Origin of the sequence: Corallococcus sp. BB11-1 (assembly GCF_026626625.1) — a bacterium.
In the GTDB taxonomy this organism is placed as follows: Bacteria; Myxococcota; Myxococcia; order Myxococcales; family Myxococcaceae; genus Corallococcus; species Corallococcus soli.
Window position 1 is genome coordinate 158,668 of record NZ_JAPNJY010000016.1, and the last position, 18,039, is coordinate 176,706.

The window sequence follows — 18,039 nt, forward strand, 5'->3', positions numbered from 1 at the left end:
GCCCCGTGCCCGCCCTGCCCCTGCTCCTGCTGTTGTCCGCCCTGCCCTGCGCCGACCGCGCCGCCGTCGCCCAGCGGCTGGAGGAGACGGCGCGCGCCCGGCCCCAGGACTTCAACGCGGAAGTGAACCGGCTGGTGGAGCAATTGGAGGGCGTGCCGCTGCCCCCCGGAAGCTCCGGACAGTCGCCCGTCGACCGGGCCCGGCAGCTCACGGTGTACCTGGACGCGGTGTGCGCGCTGGAGGAACAGCAGGGCCAGGACGTGGCCCCCCAGGTCGAAAGCGAGCCGGAGCGGCTTCGCGCCATCCTCGACCGGCCGGAGTTCGCGAGGGCGCGGCAGCGCAACAGTGACGTGGTGACGCGGCTGCTGCGCGAGCTGGGGCTCTGGCTGGAAGGCCTCTTCGAGTCCCGGGGAGCACAGGGCTTCGCCGTGGCCACGCGCGCGGTGATGCTGGGCGTGGCGCTGGCGGTGGTGCTGTTCGGCGTGCTGCGGGTGCGCTGGCGCAGGGGTCGGAAGCGCGCCGTCACCGCGACAGGGGCCCCGGGCGAAGCACCGCCCCTGGAGCTGGACACGCCCGGCGAACACCTGGGCCGGGCCCGCACCGCGCTGGAGACGGAGGACGCACGCGAGGCCATCCGCGAGGGGCTCCTGGGCCTGCTGTCCACGCTGGAGCAGCGCAGGCTGGCAAGGCCGGACCGCGTGAAGACGAACCGCGAGCTGGCCGCGGAGCTGCCCTCGCGAGGCGCCCCCCCGCGGGTGACGGGTGAGGTGGAGCGGCTGGTGGGTTGGTACGACCAGGCCTTCTATTCGCTGGAGCCGGTGCCCCGCGACGAGGCCGCGCGCTTCGTGGAGTCCGTGGAGCAGTTGCACGGCTCGCTCGCGGAGGGCCGGCCATGAAGAACGCGCGCGTCGCGGCGGTCCTGGGCCTGCTCATCGCGGTGGCGCTGGCGGTGGGACTTGCCTCGCGGGAGGCCGCGCCGGACTCGCCCGTGCCGTCCATCACGAACCCCGGGCCGCTGGGCCTCAAAGCCCTCTTCGTCTACCTGCGCGAGGGCGGCCGGGACGTCAGCGCGCAGCAGTCGTCCCTGGAGTCGCTCCCCGCCGACACGCGAACGCTGGTCATCGCCGCGCCCCAGGCGCAACCGGTGACGAAGGAAGAGGTCGCCGCGCTGGAGCGCTTCGTCCAGGGCGGCGGCACGCTCGTGTACCTGTCGCCGCACACGCTGGGAAAGGAGCAGCCGGGGCTGGAGGAGTGGCTGGGGTTGGCCCCGGGCCCCCTGCTGGGGACGAACCACCAGGGGCTCGACTCCGAGTGGGTGGACCCCGCGGGCGTCACCGTGGATGTCTGGCTTCAAGCGGGCGCGCTGCGGGGACTGTCGGCCCTGCGCGTGTCGCGCGACCGGAGCCTGCGCATGGAGCGCGAGGACGCGGTGCCCCTGGCGGGCCGGGCCGGGGCCAGCGTGGTGTGGCGCTGGGCCAGCGGCAAGGGCGAGGTCTACGTCGTCGCGGGCGCGGACCTCGCGGAGAACCGGCGGCTGGAGCTGCTCGACAACCTGCGCTTCTGGGATGCGCTCGCCGCGCGCGGCCCGCTGCGCTTCGACGAGTTCCACCACGCCGCCGTCACCCGCCCTCCCCTCTCCCATGGCCTCTGGGTGTTCATCGCGCAGGCGCTGGCGGTGGGCCTGGTGTACGTCGTCTCCCGGGGCACGCGCTTCGGTGCCCCCCGCCCCGTGCGCGTGGAGCGCCACCGTTCGTCGCGCGAATACGTGCGCTCGCTCGGGTGGCTCATGCGCCGCGCGAAGGTGGAGGCGGAGCTGTTGCCGGAGCTCGACGGCGCCCTGCGGTGGCTGATGCAGGAGCGGCTGGGCATCGCCTCCTCCCTGCCGGACGCGGAGGCCGCGCGGCTGCTGGAGGAGACCTGCGGCGTGCCCGCGCGCGACTACCTGGACGCGAAGGAGGACCTCCTGCGCACGCGCGAGCGAACGCCCGTGAAGCCCGCCGACTACACCCGGCTCGCCCGCCGCTACGCGAACCTGGAGCGACAGGTGACGGGACGCGCGGGCGCCTCCCCGGAATGACGAAGGCGCGGTGCCCGGCACCCGCCGGACCCGCGCCCCCTTGTCGCCCGGTACCGGACCGGACCTACAGCTTCTTGCCCGCGGCGAGCATCGCCTCACCGACGTGCTGGCGGATCTCCGCGACGCGCGCCTCCCAGCTCTCGTGGAAGATCTTCTCCGCGCGCTCGCGGTTCGGACCCGGGTTGTCCGCCAGCGCCGCGTTCACCTGCTTCACGTAGTCCTCCGGCGTGGTGGCGATGCGGCACAGGCCCACCTTGCGGACCTCCGGCAAGTCGGACGACACCACCGGCAGGCCGGACGCCAGGTACTCACGCACCTTCAGCGGGTTGGAGTTGAGCGTCAGCTCGTTGATGACAAACGGGTTGAGCGCCACGTCGAAGGCCTTGTTGTAGCCCGGCAGGTCCGCGTACGGCTTGCGGCCCAGCATGTGGATGTTCGGCTGCGCGCGCAGCTTGGAGTCGTCGCAGTCCGGCGTCGTCTTGCCCACGATGACCACCGAGCCTTCAGGGTGCGCCTTCGCGCACGCCACGATGGCGTCCTGGTCGATCCAGTCCGCCACCAGGCCGAAGAAGCCGATGATGGGCTTGGGCAGCTTCGCGATGTCCTCCGGGACCTTCGTCTGCGCGTCGCACGCCTTCACGAAGTGCGTGAAGTCCGTGCCGTGACGCACCAGCACCGTGCGCGCGTTCAACTTCTTCTTGTTCTCGTACAGGCGCTCCGCGGACGTGATGCACATGTCCGCGCGGCGCAGCAGCCGCTCCTCCAGCTCCGCGATGTGCTTGCCGTTCGTGTCGCTGAACGCGGAGAACTCGTCCACGCAGTGGTACACGACGAAGTCCTCGCCCAGCGTGCCGGACACCGGCGCGGAAGCGGGCAGGAAGCTCCAGGAGATGGGCCGCTCGAACTTGAGCTGCTTTATCGCCCGCAGCACCTGCAGCCGCAGCAGGTGCCGGTTCGCGTGGCGCACCGTCTCCGAGCCGTAGAACGGAATCGCCAGCGGCGCCAGCACGTGCAGGTTGGGCTCCACCTCGCGGATGCCCTCGCTGAAGGACTTCAGCTTCCGGATGATCCGGTTCGCGTCGTGCGCGTTCACCTTGGGCGCCCGGTTGCCGATGCTGTTCACCCACAGCACCCGGTTGTCCCGGGAGAGGATCCGCATGATGTGGACCTTCGACAGCGGATCTCCATCCCAGTCGTTGGAGAACACCACCAGGTCACGCCCGCGAAGGGCCCGCTTCGACAGATCCATCTCGTCACTGCGCCGCATCGTCTTCTCCTGAAGTCAGAATCCAGATTGCGAAACCATGAAGCGCTCCCGTTGCCGGAAGCCCCACCACCTGCCCCATCACGCCGCGTTCACCGTTCCTGCACCTGCCATGCCGGACGACAGCAGCTCCGCGTACACGTCCAGCAACACCGGCCCCACGTCCGGGGCCATCACCTTCGCCGGGCCCGCCTTCAGCGCGTCACGCACCGACGCCGCCAGCGCGTGCTCATCCCCGGCCTTGAACAGCCGCGTCCCGTCCGGGCGCGAGCACACGTCGCTCGCCACGCAGGGCACCCCCAGCGCCAGCGCCTCGCGCACGGACAGCGAATCCCCGTCGTGCGTCGTGGGCCGGATGAAGACGTCGCTCTGGGACAACAGCCCCAGCGCCTTCGCGTGCTCCAGCTCGCCCAGGTCCTCCAGGAGCCCCGCGACCCCCAGCTCCCGCGCGTCGCGGATGAACTCCTCGGAGCGCGTGCCCGGCCCGAACAGCGCCAGCCCCACGCCCGGGTGCGTCCGTGACAGCAGCTTCAGCGCGCGGAACATCTGCTTGCGCCCGTACACGGGCGACGGGTGGTGCGCCATCACCAGCAGCGGCTGCCGGCGCGACCTCGCGGCCTCCACCTCCGGCGTCACCGGGCCGGGCTGCACCTGCGAACCGCAGAAGGCCGGATGCACCAGGACCTTCTCCTCCGGCACGCCGCACGCGACCACGGCCGCGCGCACCGCCGGGGAGACGGCCACCACCCGCGCGTACCCCGCGAGCGCCGTGCGGGCGAACACCCGCCGGGCCTGCGACGCGGCCAGGTAGTCTGGAATCAGCCCCGAGTGCAGCGTGATGACGCGCGGCGAGCGGGGACCGGGCATGGTGCCCACCAGCGCCGCCAGCACCCACGCCTTCGGGTTGTTGCCGCTGGTGTGCAGGTGGGTCACCCAGCCCGCGGAGGTGAATCCCGCGAGCCGCAGGCCGAACGCGGCGGCGCCCTGAACGGGGAGGACGTCCGGAGCCGGCCGGCCACCCTTCCCGATGTCGAGCACCTTCGTTTCGATCCCACGGCCGCGAAGAAATTGATGGAGTTGTCGGACGTGGATGGACACGCCGCCGTAGGGCGGCGGGTAGTCTCCGACGAGCAGCACGCGCATGGGCAAGCCCCTCTTTCCGGACCGGACGACCCTAGCGGGAGGAGGCCTGCGCGGCGGGGCGCGGAACCTGGGTGAGCTTCGGCGCCGGACGGCGGGGCAGCAGCCCCATCTCCCGCTGGTAGGTGGTGAGCGGATCCGAGTCCTGACGGATCACCTTCGCGGGCACGCCCGCGACCACCGCGCCCGCGGGCACGTCCTTCACCACCACCGCGTTGGCGCCAATCACCGCGAAGTCGCCCACGTGGATGTTGCCCAGCACCTTGGCCCCCGCGCCGATGCGCACGTAGTCGCCAATCACCGGCGCGCCCTCCAGGCCGGAGCGGCCACCAATGGTCACCTGCTGGGAGATGAGGACGTGGCGGCCCACCTTCGCCGCCTTGTGGATGACGACGCCGATGCCGCCGTAGCCCAGCTGCGTGCCCTCACCCAGCTCCGCGTCCTCGGGGATGTAGGAGCTGTGGAGGTAGTAGATGGCCTTGCGAAGCACGGCCGGCAGCAGCGGAACACCGCGCATCCGAAGTCCGTGCGCCATCCGGTACAACGTCATCGCATCAAAGCCCATCACGCATCTCCCTCGCCCACGCCCGTACTTCGTGACGCCGGGAAACTAAGTACCCACGCGTGGAGAGGGAAGTCCTCCCCACGCGTCGGATTCCAGACGACGTTCACACCGCCCGGCGGGGCCGCAGGGACTGCAGCGCGCTCAGGGGACGAACCCCCTGCGCATACAGGCCCACCACATAGCCCACGACGAAGAGCACCCCCGCCACCGCCAGGGGAAGCACGCGCCACAGGAAGCCCGCGGGCAGGTTCACCCACGCGTCGTGCGCCCCGGAGCGCAGCAGGAAGATGCTGCCGCCCGCGATGACCGCCGCCAGCGACGCCTGTCCCAGCTCCCGCCAGGGAATCACGTCCACCAGGCCCAGCTTCCGCTCGGGGGTGGACAGCGCCGCGGGCACGCGGGACAGCAGCATCCCCTTGCCCACGAGCTCCGCCAGCGCCCACGAACCGATGCCGCCCATCATCCCGAAGTGCTTCACGCCCAACCACAGCAGCGGCACCGTCACCAGCGCCTTCACCAGGTACGAGGCGAAGATGGCGCGCGTCTGGCCCCGGGCCCGCAGCGTGCCGTCCATGGGCAGGATGGAGAGCACCACGCCCAGCACGCTCACCCGGAAGATGGGGACCGCGGGCAGGAACTTCTGGCCGAACATCGCCCCCACGAACTCCGGCGCCGCCGCGAAGAGGAACGCCGCGAAGGGCAGGAACACATACGCCAGCTTCCCGGCCGCCTCCCGGAACGCGTCCACGCCCTCCTCCATCCGGCCCTCGCGCTCCAGCTCTCCCAGGCGCACCATCAGCACCTCGCTGGTGGGCGTGTAGAGCAGATCCACCACGGGAAGCTGGAAGCAGCCCACCCGGTAGAGCGCGTATACCGCCGGGGCCACCACGCCCGCGACCGCGTACAGGTGCGCGTTCTGCTGGGGAATGGCCAGCAGCATGGCCGCGCCGAAGGGCGCCGAGTACAGCAGCTGCTCCCGGAACAGCTTGCGGTCCACCAGCGGGCCCGTGGCGCCGCGCAGCGACACCCCCCACGTCGCCGCGTAGCGGAGCGCCGCGAACGCGGCCACCGCGATCATCATCCCGTGCAGGGAGAAGCCCATGAGCGGCGGCAGCACCATCACGCCCGCGCGCACCGCGTCGGACACCAGGTACACCACCGCGGACGCCTTCGTCCTGCCCTGGCTGGTGAGTGAAATCTCCAGCGGGTAGCTGCCCAGGAAGAACGCCGTGTAGAGCGCCAGCGACGCCCGGTACTCCATCAGCGCCGGGTTGTTGAAGTAGGCCGCCACGTGGCCCAGGAAGGCCCACACCAGCGCCGCCGCCACCAGCCCCGCCCCCGACACGAACAGGAGCGCGTGACCCAGGAAGGGCCGCTTCGCCTCCGCGCGGGGCAGGAAGTAGTAGAGGCTCTGCGCCACCCCGAAGGGCAGCACGTAGGAGAGCGTCGTGGCGATGAGGAACAGCTGGTAGTACGTGCCGTACTCGTCCAGGTGCAGCACCCGGGCGAGCACGAGCGGAATGGACAACGTCAGCCCGGCGGTGAACAGCCGGGCCAACACCAACGGGCCGGCGCGCCCCAGGAACGACGGGGTCGCGACCGGCTTGGGTGATGCACTCACTGGAGCTCCTCCGGCTGCGCCGCCTCCGAGGCCAGGGCCACGTCCGACGCCACCACCACCTGGGTACCCCCGACCACCGGGGCAACCCGCGTGTCCGTCACACGCACCGGCTCTGTCACCTCCACGACTTCCACCGGCGTGACCTTGGTCAGCGTTGCCTGCGGCAGGACAGAGTCCTGGATGAGGACGTTGGCGCCCGCGGTGCCCCCGACGACGGACGACAGCGAGTGCGGCCGGCGCCCCAGCACCGGGCGGCTCATGCCCAGCACGCCGAAGCAGTCATCGAACTGGCACACCGTCAGCGCGGACGAGTAGTCCCCCATCATGCCCAGGCTGAAGTTCTCCCACATCACCTTGCGCTTGAGGGTGAACGGGTCGCCCGCCACGCGGTTGGGCAGGTCCTCCGTGGTGACGCCCGAGCGGAAGCCGTTCTGGCTCAGCACCCGGATGATCTCATCCGAGTACCAGCCGTTGCAGTACGCGAAGTCCTTCACCTGCACGCCGACCTCGCGCTCGATGGTGCGCTTGGACTCCACGATTTCGTGCTCCACCACCGACGTGGGCTCCTGCGTCAGCACCGTGTGGCCCAGCGTGTGCGCGCCGAACTCGAAGCCGTCGCGCGCCATGGTGCGCACCTCGTCCCAGCTCATCACGTCGCCCTGCTCGGGCATCAGGTCCGCCCCGCCGCCCAGCTGCTTCTCCAGCGCGTCGATGATGCCGGTGAGGATGCGCGTGGGGTGCTCGCCGATGAAGTCGTCCAGCGCTGCGGACACCGTCTTGTGGCCGGAGAGGATGGGGCCCAGCAGGTCCAGGGACGGCCCGGGCATCGTCTCGAAGTCCGGGCGGAAGCGGCGCTCCTGCACCCGGCGCAGCAGGTGGAAGAGCCGGTCGTGGTTGAAGCGCTTGTCCGTGTTGATGAACGCCGTGGGCAGGTAGGTGATGGCCGGCACCCCCATCCGCTTCATCACCGGGTACGCATACCGGTAGACGTCGCGGTAGCCGTCGTCGAACGTCACCACGCACAGGTCCTTCTTCGCCGTGCGCCGGCCCGCCATCACGTCCACCGCGTCACCAATGCTCGCCAGCTCGTAGCCCGCCGCATGCGCCTCCTCCAGGTGACGGCGGAAGGTCTCTTGCGAAATCAGCAGGCCCGGGATGGAGCGCTGCAGCTCCCCGGTGAAGTCCCCCACCACCCGGTGATAGCTCACGATGAGGATTCGCCGCCCCCCCGACTGGGAACGCCGGTACGCCGCCATCGCCTTGCGCACGCCGCTGTAGTGCATCACCCCCGCCGCCGCCGCCTTCGCCGCCCGCCGAAACACCTTGCCTGCCATCACGACTCCCTCGCGGATCCCCGCCGCCCGCCCGCTCCCCCCAATGGAACAGGCCCCGCGCACCAGCAGTGCATGGTGGATGCCAGCACGTCAGGGCAGGGAAACTCTCCGTAAACCACTGATTCCATGTGAGAAAAGGGGGACCGGGGTGCCCCTGGGTGTCGTACCTGGGTGCACCAGGGCAGTCCTCCGCCCACCAGTGGCGAAAACCTTTCAGCCTCGCGAGCAGGGGACAGGCGAAGCAGGCGTAAAAACTTCCTGTCCTCCTGCGGCCGGGTCCAGGGGTTTCACTGGTGAACAGCGGGTTTTCCGGCTACGAAACGCCCCGCCGATGTCCCCTCCCCCCCCTGGATCAGCGCTCGCCCTCCATGACGTGAGCAAGCGCTATGGGCGTCGCTGGGCGGTGGCGCGCCTCACCTATGCCCTGCCCCCGGGACGCTCGCTGCTGCTGACCGGCCACAACGGCTCCGGGAAGACGACGCTGCTGCGCCTCGTCGCCACCGCGCTGAGCCCCACCGCGGGCCGGGTGGAGGTGCTGGGCCGGGACGCCGTCGCGGATCGTGACGCGGTCCGGCACGACGTGGCGCTGCTGTCCCACGCGAGCTTCCTCTATGAGGACCTCACCGCGCACCAGAACCTCATGGTGCTCGCGCGCCTGCTGGGCATGGACGCGCCCCGGGACGTCACCGACACGCTGCTCACGCGCGTGGGGCTGACGCGCCGCACGGACAGCCCGGTGCGCGGCTTCAGCGCCGGCATGCGCAAGCGCCTGGCCATCGCGCGGCTGTTGATGAAGGCCCCCGCGCTGGCGCTCCTGGACGAGCCCTTCGGGGAGCTGGATCCGGCCGGCATCCGCGACATGGAGGCCGTCATCGCGGAGCTGAAGGCGAGCGGCACCACGGTGGTGCTGGCCACGCACCTCATCGAACAGGGCCTGAGCCTGTGCGAGGAGCGGCTGCACCTGCAGGACGGCCGCGCGGTGGCGGCATGAGGCGGACGACGCGCCCCCTGGGCCTCCTGGCGTCGACGCTCGTCCTGCTGCGCAAGGACCTGCTCATCGAATGGCGCACCCGCGCCCGCCTCAACGCGCTCATCTTCTTCGCCATGGCGACGCTGCTGCTCTTCTCCTTCGCCCTGGGGCCGGACACGAAGCTGCTGGAGCGCAACGCGGGCGGCTACCTGTGGCTGGCCATCCTCTTCGCCAGCGTGCTGTCGCTGGGCGAGTCCTTCCGGGTGGAGACGGAGAACGCCTGCCTGGACGGCGTGCGGCTGGCCCCCGCGAACGCGCGCGCCATCTTCCTGTCCAAGGCGCTCGGCAATGCACTCCTGCTGCTGGCGCTGGGCGTGGTGCTGGTGCCGGTGATGATCGCCCTCTATGGGGTGAAGGTCGTCACCGGGTTCGGGGACCTGGCGGGCATCCTGGTCCTGGGCTGCCTGGCGCTCAGCGCCCCGGGGACCGTGTACGCGGCCATCTCCAGCAATGCCCGGGCGCGGGATGTGCTGCTGCCTCTGCTATTGTTCCCGCTCGTCATTCCGGCCCTCCTCGCCGCGGCCAAGGGGACCACGCTCGTGCTCCAGGGCGACCCCATGGAGCAGCTGGGCTCCTGGCAGGGGCTTTTGCTGGGGTTCAATCTGATTTACTGGGGCGTGGGTTTCCTGCTCTTCCCGCGCGTCATCGAGGACTGAAGTGATGAACAAGTTCGTCAAGTGGGGGTTGCCGGCACTGACGCTGGGCCTGCTGGGCTGGGGCTGGTGGCTGGGCCTCGTGTGGGCGCCGCCGGACCGCGAAATGGGCGACGTGCAGCGCATCATGTACGTCCACGTCCCGCTCCAGTGGATGGCCATGCTGGCCATGTTCATCAACTTCGTGGCCGCGGTGACGTACCTGATGCGGCAGTCGTGGAAGACGGACGCGCTGGCGGAGGCCTCCGCGGAGGTGGGCCTGATGTTCGGCGCGCTCGGGATGATCACCGGCTCCATCTGGGGCCGTCCCACCTGGGGCGTGTACTGGTCCTGGGATCCGCGCCTGACGTCGCAGGCCATCCTGCTGGTGGCCTACACCGGCTACCTGGTGCTGCGCCGCTTCGTGGAGGACCCGGACAAGCGCGCGGTGTGGAGCGCGGTGGTGGCCATCATCGGGGCCATCAACCTGCCCATCGTGTGGTTCTCCGTGCGCTGGTGGCGCAGCCTTCACCAGACGCAGTCCACCCCCAAGACGGTGGACCCGCAGATGGTGCTGCCCCTGCGCGTCGCGGCCTTCGGGATGCTGGCGCTGATGATCTGCTTCCTCATCCACCGCTACCGCATCGCGTTGGCGGAACGAAACGCGGAGGTGGCCCTCCCGGAGGCGCTGCCTTCGGACGACCCGGCGCTGCGCGCCTCCCAGTCCTCGAAGGTGGCCTGACCCATGAACGCACTGACCTCGCTGATGGTCCTCGCCCAGGTGGGCAGCGGCCGCCTCCAGGGCGGCTGGGGCTATGTGGGTGCCTGCTATGGCCTCACCGTGACCGCCTTCGTGCTCTACTCGGTTTCCCTCTGGGCCCGCCGCCCCCGCGCCGCGTCCGATTCGAAGGAGTGAGCCCATGACGCCCGTCAACCGCAACCGACTTGTCGCGCTCGGAGCCCTGCTCGTCGCAGGCGCCGGCCTCGCCTTCGTGGCCTTTGGCAACATCGGCGACAACCTCGTCTACTACTGGAGCCCCTCGGAGCTCCTGTCCAACAAGGACAAGGCGTACTCGGCCACCATCCGCCTGGGCGGCGTGGTGCAGCCGGGCAGCATCCAGTGGAACGAGGCCCACACCACGCTGGAGTTCCGCGTCGCGGATGACGCGAAGCCGGAATCCCAGAGCGTGCACGTGCGCTCGCTGGAGACGCCCCCGCAGATGTTCCGCGAGAAGATTGGCGTCGTCGTGGAGGGCACCTACGACCAGGGGGGCGTCTTCACGTCCAACCGGCTGATGGTGAACCACTCCAACGAGTACCGCGCGCCCAAGGAGGGTGAGTCTCCCCGCCAGTGGCAGGAAACGCTGGCCGAGGGCGCCACCGCCGCCACGGTCACGCCGCCGGGGGTGCCGTGAACGGAGTCCTCGGTTACGGGCTGGTGCTGGCGGGCCTGGCCTTCGCGGCCTTCGGCGCCATCGTCGGCCTGGTGGGCGGCATGCGCCGCACCGACGCCAGCTACCCCTGGGTGCTGCGCGCGGTGTGGGGCTTCGCCATCTGCATGGTGGGCAGCAACCTGGTGATGGTCGAAGCGCTCATCACCCATGACTTCAGCGTGAAGTACGTGGCCCAGGTGGGCAGCCGCGCGACGCCGCTTATCTACACCATCGTGTCGCTGTGGAGCGCGCTGGAGGGGTCCATCCTCTTCTGGGGCCTCATCATGGGCGTGTACGTGGCGGCGTTCGCCTGGGTGCACCGCCGCGAGCACGCGCGCTACATGCAGCTGGCGCTGGGCACCATGCTGGCCGTGGGCGTCTTCTTCGCCTTCCTCATCGCCGGCCCCGCGAACCCCTGGGGCGCGGTGTCGCCGGTGCCGGCGGACGGGCCCGGGCCCAACCCGCTGCTGCAGAACCACTTCCTGATGATCATCCACCCGCCCATGCTGTACCTGGGCTACGTGGGCATGACGGTGCCGTTCGGCGTCGCCATCGCGGGCCTGCTGCGCGGCGAGATTGGCGAAGCGTGGATGGCGCCCCTGCGGCGCTGGACGCTCATCGCGTGGATGTTCCTCACGCTGGGCATCGTGCTGGGCGCCTGGTGGGCGTACGCCGTGCTGGGCTGGGGCGGCTACTGGGCGTGGGATCCGGTGGAGAACGCGTCGTTCCTGCCCTGGCTCACCGCGACGGCGTTCATGCACTCCACCATGGTGCAGGAGCGCAAGCGGATGCTGAAGCTGTGGACCATCAGCCTCGCGCTGGCCAGCTTCGTGCTCACCATCCTGGGCACGTTCATGACGCGCTCGGGCATCTTCAACTCGGTGCACTCGTTCACCCAGTCGGACATCGGGCCCACGTTCCTGGTGTTCATCGGCGTGCTGCTGGTGGTGTGCATCGGCCTGCTGGCCACGCGCGGCCACCTGCTGGCGCCGGAGGGCAACCTCACGTCCCTGGTGTCCCGCGAGGCGAGCATCCTGGTGAACAACCTGGTGTTCGTGGCCATCACGTTCACGGTGCTGCTGGGCACGCTCTACCCGCTGGTGTCGGAGGCGGTGCGCGGCGTGCGCGTGAGCGTGGGCGAGCCGTACTTCAACAAGATGGCGGTGCCGGGCGGCATCGCGGTGCTCTTCCTGATGGGCGTGGGCCCCGTGCTGCCGTGGGGCACGTCGGACAAGGCGGCCCTGCGCCGCCAGTTCCTCATCCCCGCGGCGGTGGGCCTGCTGGTGGCGGGCGGCTGCCTGCTGGCCGGGCTGCGCGGCTTCTACCCCATCCTCACCTTCGGCCTGGGCGGCTTCGTCACCGTGGTGACGCTGCGCGAGCTGGCGGTGCCGGTGCGCGTGCGCATGAAGGAGCGCAAGGAAGGCTTCGTCACCGCGCTGACCACCGCGACGAGCAAGGCGCGCCGCCGCTTCGGCGGCTACGTGGTGCACCTGGGCATCGTCATCATCATCGTCGCCGTCGCGGCCTCCAGCGCGTACGTGTCGCACACGTCCGGCACGCTGAAGAAGGACGGGACGCTGGCGCTGGACGGCTACCAGCTCAAGTACAAGGGCCTGTCCAGCGGCGAGGAGCCGCACCGCACCTTCGTCGCCGCGCGCCTGGAGGTGACGGCGCCCAACGGCACGGTCAGTGAGATGCGCCCGCGGATGAACTACTACGAGCGCAGCACGGACCCGGTGGGCACGCCCGCGGTGCGTGAGACGCCCAAGGAAGACCTGTACGTGTCGCTGATGGCCTTCAGCGAGTCCACCGGCACGGCCAGCTTCAACGTCTGGGTTTTCCCGCTGGTGGGGTGGATCTGGTACAGCCTGCCGCTGCTGCTGCTGGGCACGCTCATCGCCGTCTGGCCGCAGCGCAAGGCGGCGGTGGTGCGCGCGGAGGCCCCGTCGGCGGGCGCCTCCCCTCCCCTGGGCGGTGACGCCGAACGGGGTGCGGCATGAAGCGCTGGCGGTTCCCGGCGGCCTTCGCGGTGGTGGCGGCGGCGCTGCTGTTCGTCCTCTTCAAGGGGTTCGGGCGCAACCCGCATGAGGTGCCCTTCATGCTCAAGGGGGCGCCCGCGCCGGCCTTCGTGCTCAAGCCCATTGGCGGCGGCGAGGACGTGAAGCTCGCGGACCTCCAGGGCCGCCCGGTGGTGCTCAACTTCTGGGCGTCGTGGTGCGGGCCCTGCAAGTACGAGCACCCCGTGCTGGAGTGGGGCGCGCGGGAGATGGGCTCGCAGGCCGTGTTCATGGGCGTCGTCTTCGAGGACACCGAAGAGAACGCGCGCGACTTCCTGCGCCGCATGGGCGCCAGCTTCCCGCAGCTCATGGACGAGCGCTCCCGCATGGCGGTGGACTACGGCGTCGCGGGCGTGCCGGAGACGTACTTCATCGACGCGCAGGGCATCATCCGCGGCAAGCACGTGGGTCCCATCGATCCGCAGACGCTGGCGACGCGCGTGCGGGAGCTGTCACAGCCCGCCACGCCCACCACCGCCGAAGCCGCGCGCCAGCGCTGACCCACGCCGCCCCGCTGGAAGGGCAGGCACCCTCGGGCGCTCCAGCGGCCCCGGGGGGCCCGCCTCGCGGGGGGCCTGGAATCCGTAGTAGATCCTCAATCCGTCGGCGTCGTTTCAGGGGCTCCCCCGGCCCCTGTCCAGCGAGGTGGGCCCATGCAGTGCCCCGAGTGCGGTGAGAGCGCGGCGGATGTCCGGCTGATGTACTGCGAGCAGTGTGGCGCGAAGATGCCGGCACGTCCCGCGGATGCGACGCGCCCCAGCGCCCGGAACTCGCGCCCCAGCCGCCCCGCCTCGGAGCCCGCGTACGCGTCGGAGCTGATGGAAGAGGAGGAGGAGGACCGCCGGGAGCGCACGGGGACGCGGCGTCCGGTGGCGCCGGCCGCCGCCGCCGAGCCCGAGGACGAGGACCCCTACACGGGGCCGCGCTGGCTCAAGGACGTGCCGGGCCACTCGCAGAGCGTGCTGGGCGTGGGGCTGGTGGCGTTCTCGCTGGTGCTGTCCATCCTCCCCTTCTTCCCCAACGTGGGCGTGCTGGGCTCCACGCTGACGCTCGTGGGCGGGGTGGCGCTGGTCGCGCGCGAGCTGCGCCGCGGTGGAGAGGCGCCGGGCTGGGTGGACCACGTGCCGCTGGTGCTGATGCGGCCGGAGGTGCCCGCCGCGTACACGCTGCTGCTGGCGGCGCTCACGCTGAAGCTCGCGGGCCCCAACCTGCTGCTGCCCCTGTGGTTGGCGGGCGCGCTGCTGGTGGGCGTGGAGCAGTACAAGCAGGTCATCGCGGGCCCGGATGGCGTGAGCCGCCAGTTCGACGTCCGGTCGCTGCTCCGGTTTCCCCGGGTGGTGGCGCTGGCGGGCGTCGCGGTGTGCCTCGTCGCCCTCTACCTGCCCTGGGGCAGGACGCTGGCGGACGGCTCCCCCGTGCCGGACAACGCGCCGGTGCCGGGGAGCGTGCAGGCCGGCCCGCCCGAGCTGCGGGTGATTCCCAGCAACCGGCCCGCGGACGACTCGCTCTACAGCGCGGGCGGCGGGAGCGTGACGCGCTCCGGGTGGGACGTGCCCGTGTCGGAGCTGCCGCTGCTCGCGCTCCTGGCGCTGCTCGTCATCGCCGCGCTGCACCCGGAGGTGGAGCCTCCGGCCTTCCTGCGCTGGGTGCCGCTGGGCGCGGTCAGCGTGAGCCTCCTCTGGGCGCTCGCCAGCGTGCGGCTGGCCGTGGGGCCCTTCGCCTTCCTCTTCGGCCTGGGCGCGGCGGGCTTCCTGGCGGTGCGCCAGGCCCTGGGCCGCGATGGGCCGGACGCCCGGCTCCCCCCGGAGGACGACGCGTACGATGACGCCTATGACCCCGCCCAGGACGGGGAGACCGAGCGCGACACCGGCTGAGTGTCCCCCCGCGTCCCGCGCCGGGCGCGCCACCTCCTGGAGGGCGGCCGGGGTGGCGGGCGTGCGTCCCAGGTTTCGCTGTGCAATACCGCTCCAGGGGCTGTAGTTAGGCACGGCCCCCGCTGGAGCCCTTGATGAATGCCGTCCTCGTCTCGTTGACCCTCGCCCTGGGCCTTGCCACGGGGCAGTTCGCGCCGCAGCAGGCCGCGAGTGATCCGCTCGCGCCGGCCCGCGAGGCGCGCGTGCAGGTGTTGGCGAAGCAGCTGCGCTGCGCGGTGTGCCAGGGCCTGTCCGTGGCGGACAGCCCGTCGTCGATGGCGCGCGCGCAGTTGGACAAGGTGCGCGAGCTGGTCTCCGAGGGCAAGACGGACGAGGAGATCGTCGACTACTTCGTGGCGCGCTACGGCGAGTGGGTGCTGCTGGAGCCGCGCGCGGAGGGCTTCAACTGGTTCGTGTGGTTGGGGCCGGTGGCGCTCGTGCTGGGCGGCCTCTTCGTCATCCTCCGGCAGCGGCAGCCGTTGCCCGAGGGCGCCGTCCCGGCCGAAGCGGCCACGGCCTCCTCCCCTTCTTCCCCCCTGGCGCCGTCGACGGACGACGCCGACCCCTACCTCCAGGCCGTGCGCCGGGAGCTGGAGCGCTAAGCCATGCAGCCCGAGCCCACCAACTGGTTGCCCGGAATCATCGTCCTCGCGGTCGCCTTCGTGCTGGCCGCCGCGTGGCTCCTCTTCCAGCGTCGCAGGACGGGCGCGGCGCCCGACGCGGCGGCGGCCGCGGTGAAGGCGGACGGGACGACGGAGGACCTGTCGCAGCGGGCGCAGTCGCTCATCGAGCAGCTGCGCACGCTGGAGGCGGAGAAGCACCACTTCACCGCGGAGCACTACACGGCGGAGAAGTCGCGCCTGGAGCACGAGGCGGCGGCCGCGCTGCGCGCCCGGGACGAGCACCAGAAGCGGCAGGCGGCCGGGGTGACGGCGCCCGCGCGCAACGTGCCGGCGCCCACCGGCTGGGCCGCGCGCAACCCGCAGATGGTGGGAGCGCTGTGGGGCGCGGGCGTGGTGGTCTTCTTCGGAGGGCTGGGCTACCTGCTGGTCGCCGAGCAGAAGCCGCGGGAGGACGGGCAGATGACGGGGGCGACGCCGCCGGGCATGGGCGCCCAGCAGCAGGAAGCCGCGGGCATGGCCCAGCAGCAGGACGACGAGCTGCAGCAGGCCCGTGAGCGGCTCGCGTCGAACCCGGGGGACGTGGAGGCCGCGGCGATATTGAGCCACGAGCTCATCCGCCAGCAGCAGTTCCCGGAGGCGATGAAGGTGACGCAGAAGGGCCTGTCGGTGGATCCCTTCCACGTGGAGCTGCGGGTGCACCGGGGCGTGCTGCGCGCGGCGGCGTCCGGAGACCTGGAGGGCGCGGAGCAGGAGCTCGTGGAGCTGGTGAACGCGTGGCCGGACGCGCAGGAGGCGCTCATCTTCCTGGGCAGCCTGTCGCTGCGCCGGGGCGACAAGGCCGGAGCGCTGGTGTACTTCGAGCGCTTCACCGTGGAAGTGCCGAAGAACATGCAGCCGCCGCAGCTCGCCCCCGCCATCGCGCAGCTCCGGGCGGAAATAGCGCGGCAGTAGTCAGCGGCAAGGAGGGCCGGTGCTTCCGGCCCCTGCGGTGTGTGTCACCCCAGGCAGTCTGGCGGAGCCGCCGGGTGCGGCGCCAGGCACAAGACCCCGCCGCCCTCGCATCCAGGGCCGACGGGGTCTTCACCTCAGGCTACGACCAGGCGCTCCGCTAGTGCACCGCCGCCTTGCGGCGACGCAGCCGGCGCACCTTCTCCACCAGTTCGTCCGACAGCACGCTCTTCACCGCGTTGCGCGCCTTCCGGGCCAGCTCCTCGGACTGGGTGAACCACGCGCCGCCCATCCCGGCGCCGTGCACGCGCAGCGACACCGTCTGGCGTTGCTTCGTCACCCAATCCGCCTTGTAGGACTCCGTGCCTCGCAGGAAGTCGTACTCCGTCAGCCCCATCTCGATGGCGTCCTTGAACGTCTCGCCCACCAGCACCAGGCCGACGCTGCGGTTGCGCCACGCGGGGTCATACCCGGACTGGAAGTACACAAACGACTGTCCATGCAGGATGCCATACACCGACGCGACGGCCTGGCCTCCCACCTTCATCGTGTACATCCGCAGCCGGCCCCGCTCCGCCAGCAATTGCGTCGCGTCCCGGTGGAACGCCTCCACCCCGGCGCCCTTGATGCCCTGCGAGCCGCCGTCCGAGGACCAGCGCAGCGCGTGCAGCCGGAAGAAGTCCGTCATCGGCCCGGCCAGCTCGCCCGGCGCGTCCGTGCGCTCGATGCGGTAGCCGTCCTGCTTCTCCAACCACTTGCGCCGGCGCAGGTAGTTGTCCCGGCGGCCCGTGCGCTTGAGGAACGCGTCGAACGGCTCGCCCGGCACCAGCGTCTCATACGGACAGACGTAGCGCTCCGACAGCCGCACGTTCGCGTCGCCAAACACCTCGCGCGCCACGCCCAGCGTCACCGAACCCTCGCGCAGGTCCGTCAAATCCAACACATCCCATTCGTCCCGCAGTCCCTGGAGCACCTGGAAGAACGCGCGGCCTACCTCCGCCTCGCGGCCCTTGCGCGCCACCACGTCCAGGTAGTCGCTGCCCACGTGCGTCTCACCCAGGAACCCCAGGCGCCGCACGCGCATGCCGTTCACCCAGCGGTGCTCCAAGCCCAGGGGCAGCAGCCCCACCAGCGTGCCCAGCCTGTCGCGGGCCGTCAGCACCAGCGGCCGGATGTCCGGCGAGATGCGCCGACACCACGGATACAGCCACTCCCAGGCGTTGAAGGGACCGGCGGTGCTCGCGTCCAGCAGCCCGTTCCACTCCGCCCGCATCCCCGCCAGCTCTGAAGCACTGCCCACCGCCGCCACGTCCAACCGCGGCGTGGCCAGCGGACCCGACCTCAACTCGTCTTCGCGGATCACCGCGTCACCCTGATGCCTTTCCCGGTGCACCACCACCTG

The 18,039-nt window shown here is 71.1% G+C and carries 18 protein-coding genes; 12 read left to right on the forward strand and 6 right to left on the reverse strand.

Translation table 11 applies throughout. The features are described from left to right. Positions 1 to 5: 5 nt before the first annotated feature. Positions 6 to 896 carry a DUF4129 domain-containing protein gene (locus OV207_RS13955; RefSeq protein WP_267555750.1) on the forward strand — a complete coding sequence of 297 codons (891 nt, stop codon included), beginning with the start codon at positions 6 to 8 and terminating at the stop codon, positions 894 to 896. Next, positions 893 to 2,077, forward strand: coding sequence for a DUF4350 domain-containing protein (locus OV207_RS13960; protein ID WP_267555752.1), 1,185 nt, complete (start codon positions 893 to 895; stop codon positions 2,075 to 2,077). The genes OV207_RS13955 and OV207_RS13960 overlap by 4 nt, the downstream gene beginning before the upstream one ends. Before the next feature lie 64 nt (positions 2,078 to 2,141). Here OV207_RS13960 and exoP read toward each other — a convergent pair whose 3' ends face one another. The 5 genes from exoP to exoL all read right to left on the reverse strand — a co-directional run bounded on the left by exoP (position 2,142) and on the right by exoL (position 7,923). Then, positions 2,142 to 3,344 carry a spore coat polysaccharide biosynthesis glycosyltransferase ExoP gene (exoP, locus tag OV207_RS13965; RefSeq protein ID WP_267555753.1) on the reverse strand — a complete coding sequence of 401 codons (1,203 nt, stop codon included), beginning with the start codon at positions 3,342 to 3,344 and terminating at the stop codon, positions 2,142 to 2,144. A 78-nt stretch (positions 3,345 to 3,422) separates the two neighbouring features. Beyond that, positions 3,423 to 4,484 carry a glycosyltransferase family 4 protein gene (locus tag OV207_RS13970; RefSeq protein ID WP_267555754.1) on the reverse strand — a complete coding sequence of 354 codons (1,062 nt, stop codon included), beginning with the start codon at positions 4,482 to 4,484 and terminating at the stop codon, positions 3,423 to 3,425. Between the two features lie 31 nt (positions 4,485 to 4,515). Next, the gene (locus tag OV207_RS13975) at positions 4,516 to 5,046 is read right to left on the reverse strand and encodes a serine O-acetyltransferase (protein WP_193430732.1); all 531 of its coding nucleotides are present in this window, start codon (positions 5,044 to 5,046) and stop codon (positions 4,516 to 4,518) included. Between the two features lie 103 nt (positions 5,047 to 5,149). Beyond that, complete coding sequence (exoM, locus tag OV207_RS13980; protein ID WP_267555756.1) at positions 5,150 to 6,667, reverse strand: spore coat polysaccharide flippase ExoM; 1,518 nt, start codon at positions 6,665 to 6,667, stop codon at positions 5,150 to 5,152. Continuing rightward, entirely contained in the window at positions 6,664 to 7,923 is a 1,260-nt protein-coding gene (exoL, locus tag OV207_RS13985) for a spore coat polysaccharide deacetylase ExoL (protein ID WP_227028158.1), read from the reverse strand. Before exoL ends, exoM begins: the two co-directional genes overlap by 4 nt. Before the next feature lie 409 nt (positions 7,924 to 8,332). On the opposite strand from exoL, the gene ccmA reads away from it, so the two are divergent. The 10 genes from ccmA (at position 8,333) to OV207_RS14035 (ending at position 16,640) form a co-directional block, all read left to right on the forward strand. Continuing rightward, positions 8,333 to 8,992 (forward strand): heme ABC exporter ATP-binding protein CcmA, encoded by a 660-nt coding sequence (ccmA, locus tag OV207_RS13990; RefSeq protein WP_267555758.1) that lies wholly within the window; start codon positions 8,333 to 8,335, stop codon positions 8,990 to 8,992. Continuing rightward, positions 8,989 to 9,687, forward strand: coding sequence for a heme exporter protein CcmB (locus OV207_RS13995; RefSeq protein ID WP_193430671.1), 699 nt, complete (start codon positions 8,989 to 8,991; stop codon positions 9,685 to 9,687). Before ccmA ends, OV207_RS13995 begins: the two co-directional genes overlap by 4 nt. A gap of 4 nt (positions 9,688 to 9,691) precedes the next feature. Beyond that, a complete protein-coding gene (ccsA, locus tag OV207_RS14000) occupies positions 9,692 to 10,405 on the forward strand; it encodes a cytochrome c biogenesis protein CcsA (RefSeq protein WP_193430672.1) in 714 nt (237 codons plus the stop codon). Positions 10,406 to 10,408: 3 nt separating this feature from the next. Continuing rightward, a complete protein-coding gene (locus OV207_RS14005; protein WP_267555762.1) occupies positions 10,409 to 10,579 on the forward strand; it encodes a hypothetical protein in 171 nt (56 codons plus the stop codon). Between the two features lie 4 nt (positions 10,580 to 10,583). Next, positions 10,584 to 11,078 (forward strand): cytochrome c maturation protein CcmE, encoded by a 495-nt coding sequence (locus OV207_RS14010; protein ID WP_267555764.1) that lies wholly within the window; start codon positions 10,584 to 10,586, stop codon positions 11,076 to 11,078. Further along, positions 11,075 to 13,096 (forward strand): heme lyase CcmF/NrfE family subunit, encoded by a 2,022-nt coding sequence (locus OV207_RS14015; RefSeq protein ID WP_267555765.1) that lies wholly within the window; start codon positions 11,075 to 11,077, stop codon positions 13,094 to 13,096. The genes OV207_RS14010 and OV207_RS14015 overlap by 4 nt, the downstream gene beginning before the upstream one ends. After that, complete coding sequence (locus OV207_RS14020) at positions 13,093 to 13,653, forward strand: TlpA family protein disulfide reductase (RefSeq protein WP_267555767.1); 561 nt, start codon at positions 13,093 to 13,095, stop codon at positions 13,651 to 13,653. Before OV207_RS14015 ends, OV207_RS14020 begins: the two co-directional genes overlap by 4 nt. Positions 13,654 to 13,806: 153 nt before the next feature. Continuing rightward, entirely contained in the window at positions 13,807 to 15,027 is a 1,221-nt protein-coding gene (locus tag OV207_RS14025) for a zinc ribbon domain-containing protein (protein WP_267555769.1), read from the forward strand. 134 nt (positions 15,028 to 15,161) lie between these two features. Continuing rightward, positions 15,162 to 15,668 (forward strand): cytochrome c-type biogenesis protein, encoded by a 507-nt coding sequence (locus OV207_RS14030; protein ID WP_267555771.1) that lies wholly within the window; start codon positions 15,162 to 15,164, stop codon positions 15,666 to 15,668. A gap of 3 nt (positions 15,669 to 15,671) precedes the next feature. Beyond that, positions 15,672 to 16,640: a tetratricopeptide repeat protein gene (locus tag OV207_RS14035; RefSeq protein WP_267555775.1), complete on the forward strand. Its 969-nt coding sequence runs from the start codon at positions 15,672 to 15,674 to the stop codon at positions 16,638 to 16,640. A gap of 157 nt (positions 16,641 to 16,797) precedes the next feature. Here the strand turns inward: OV207_RS14035 and OV207_RS14040 are convergent, their stop codons facing one another. After that, complete coding sequence (locus tag OV207_RS14040) at positions 16,798 to 18,000, reverse strand: GNAT family N-acetyltransferase (protein WP_267555834.1); 1,203 nt, start codon at positions 17,998 to 18,000, stop codon at positions 16,798 to 16,800. Between the last annotated feature and the right edge of the window lie 39 nt (positions 18,001 to 18,039).